At 67.0% G+C, this 2,712-nt stretch carries 2 protein-coding genes; both read right to left on the bottom strand.

Annotated features, from left to right (window positions below; translation table 11 throughout):
* Positions 1 to 49: 49 nt before the first annotated feature.
* Positions 50 to 1,528, bottom strand: a complete 1,479-nt coding sequence (gene gndA / locus ABD134_RS03085; protein ID WP_344226610.1) for an NADP-dependent phosphogluconate dehydrogenase — start codon at positions 1,526 to 1,528, stop codon at positions 50 to 52.
* A 154-nt stretch (positions 1,529 to 1,682) separates the two neighbouring features.
* Entirely contained in the window at positions 1,683 to 2,594 is a 912-nt protein-coding gene (ppk2, locus tag ABD134_RS03080; protein ID WP_344226608.1) for a polyphosphate kinase 2, read from the bottom strand.
* Positions 2,595 to 2,712 lie beyond the last annotated feature (118 nt).

Raw genomic sequence — 2,712 nt, 5'->3', positions numbered from 1 at the left:
GTAGAAGGTGCCGGCCGTCGTCGTACTCCGTGAGGACGAGGGCTGGGCCTCAGGCCTCGATCTCGCTGCGGTCCCCCGACCACAAGGTGTGGAAGGTGCCCTCGCGGTCAGCGCGGCGGTAGGTGTGCGCGCCGAAATAGTCGCGCAGGCCCTGGGTCAGGGCGGCGGGCAGGCGATCACGGCGCAGCCCGTCATAGTAGGACAGGGCCGAGGAGAAGACCGGCACCGGCACCCCGGCGGCCACGGCGGTGGCGACCACGCGGCGCCAGGCCGGCAGCGCGGCGGCGATCGCATCCCGGAACTCCGGGGCGAACAGCAGATTGGACGGCTGGCCCTCGGCGGTGGTGCCGGGTTCCGGGTGGCGGGAGGTGTCCCGGCCGCCGAATGCCTTCATGATGACGTCGAGCAGGTCGGCACGGATGATGCACCCGTCCCGCCAGAGCGAGGCGATGGTGCCCAGGTCCAGCGACCAGCCGTACTCGGCGGCGGCTGCCGTGAGCATGTCCAGACCCTGGGCGTAAGACACGAGCTTGGAGGCGTACAGCGCCAGACGGACGTCCTCCACGAAGGCATCCCGGTCCGCGTCCTGCGGGGCGGGCACCGAGCCGGTGCCCGCGGCCAGCATCTGCTGGGCGGTGGCACGGATCTCTGACTGGCTGGACAGTGATCGGGCGAAGACGGATTCGGCGATCGCCCCGATGGGCGAGCCGAGGTCCAACCCGGAGATGGCGGTCCAGCGGCCGGTGCCCTTCTGACCCGCCTGGTCCACGATCACGTCCACGAGTGGCTTGCCGGTCTGGGCGTCCACGTGTCCGAGGACCTCGGCCGTGATCTCGATCAGGTAGGACGCCAAGTCGGTGGAGTTCCATGAGCGGAAGATCCCGGCCTGGTCGGCCGGCTCGATCCCGCCCACCGAGCGCAACAGGTCATAGGCCTCGCCGATGACCTGCATGTCCGCGTACTCGATGCCGTTGTGGACCATCTTGACGAAGTGACCGGCGCCATCGGTGCCGATCCAGGCACAGCACGGATCGCCCTCGTAGTGGGCCGAGATGTCCTCCAACAAGGGACCGAGTGCCTCGTAGGACTCCTTCGGCCCGCCGGGCATGATCGCCGGACCGTTGAGCGCACCCTCCTCGCCGCCGGACACGCCGATCCCGACGAAGTGCAGGTCCTTCGCGGCCAGGGCGGCTTCGCGGCGGCGGGTGTCCTCGTAGTGGGAGTTCCCGGCGTCGATGACGATGTCGCCGGGTGCCAGCATCGGCACCAGCTGGTCGATGACGTCATCCACGGGCTGACCGGCCTTGACCATGATGAGCACGCGGCGCGGCACGGCCAGGTTCTCGACCAGTTGGGTCAGCGTCTCCGTGGGGATGAAGGTACCCTCGTTGCCGTGCTCGGCCACGAGCGCATCGGTTCTGGCTCGGCTGCGGTTGTGCAGGGCCACGGTGTAGCCGTTCCGCGCGAAGTTCCGGGCCAGATTGGCCCCCATGACCGCTAGTCCCGTGACGCCGATGTCAGCCTTCATGCCATTCCTTCCCAGCACGCTCGGTGCTGCTACCAACAGGGGGTGGGCCTCCGCCCGAGGAGGGGCGGTGCGACCGTGCTCCAGCCTACGCGGTCGCAGGCCCCACTGACCGCCGGTCCAAGGCCGGACCGGCGCAGGACTGGCCGGCCGCGCGTCAGTCACCGACGGCGTCGCGTCCCCGGCGGACGATGAGCGGGTCCGGGATACCGATGACCTCGTGGTCCTTGCCGTCGTACTCGAACTTGGACAGGAAGTAGCGCATGGCGTTCAGCCGAGCTCGCTTCTTGTCATTGGAGCGGATGGTGGTCCACGGCGCGTGGTCCGTGTCCGTGTGGAGGAACATGGCCTCCTTGGCGGCCGTGTAGTCCTCCCAACGGTCCAGTGACTCCAGGTCCATCGGGGACAGCTTCCACTGGCGTACCGGGTCGATCTGACGGATGGCGAAGCGCGTACGCTGTTCGGACTGCGTCACCGAGAACCAGAACTTGGTCAGGTGGATCCCGTCATCCACGAGCATCTTCTCGAACAGCGGCACCTGGTTCATGAAGGTCGTGTACTGGTCGTCTGAGCTGAAACCCATGACCCGCTCCACCCCGGCGCGGTTGTACCAGGAGCGGTCGAAGAGCACGATCTCGCCCTCGGTCGGGAAATAGTTGATGTAGCGCTGGAAGTACCACTGACCCTGCTCCCGGTCCGAGGGCTTGTTCAGCGCCACCACGCGGGCTGTCCGCGGGTTCAGATGCTCGGTGAAGCGCTTGATGGTGCCACCCTTGCCGGCCGCGTCCCTGCCCTCGAAGACGATGATGTGCCGCTGGTCGGTGTCCTCGCCCCAGTACTGCAGCTTCAGCAGTTCGATCTGCAGCTTGTACTTCTCGAGCTCGTATTCCTCACGGGACAGTCGCGACTCGTAGGGGTAGTCCTCCTGCCAGGTCTCCACGGCCCGACCCTGGGGGTCGATCAGGTCCGGGTCCGGGGTATGCCCGTCGGAGACGGTGTATCCGCCGTTGCGCAGTTTGTCGATGAATTCGCGCAGGTTCTCCCGCGGAGCATCAGGGGTCAACAGCATGTGGTCTCCTTCTACGCCGGGCTGGGCTTTCATTCTCCATCATTGGATGGACGCGTTACGGACCACGACTTCTCGTTTTCCCATCCTCCGGTGAACAGGCCATGAACAGTCCCGGGGG

The organism is Citricoccus alkalitolerans (assembly GCF_039528175.1).
Lineage (GTDB): Bacteria > Actinomycetota > Actinomycetes > Actinomycetales > Micrococcaceae > Citricoccus > Citricoccus alkalitolerans.
Note: the sequence above shows the minus strand (reverse complement) of the source record. Positions and strands in the feature narration are given on the sequence as shown.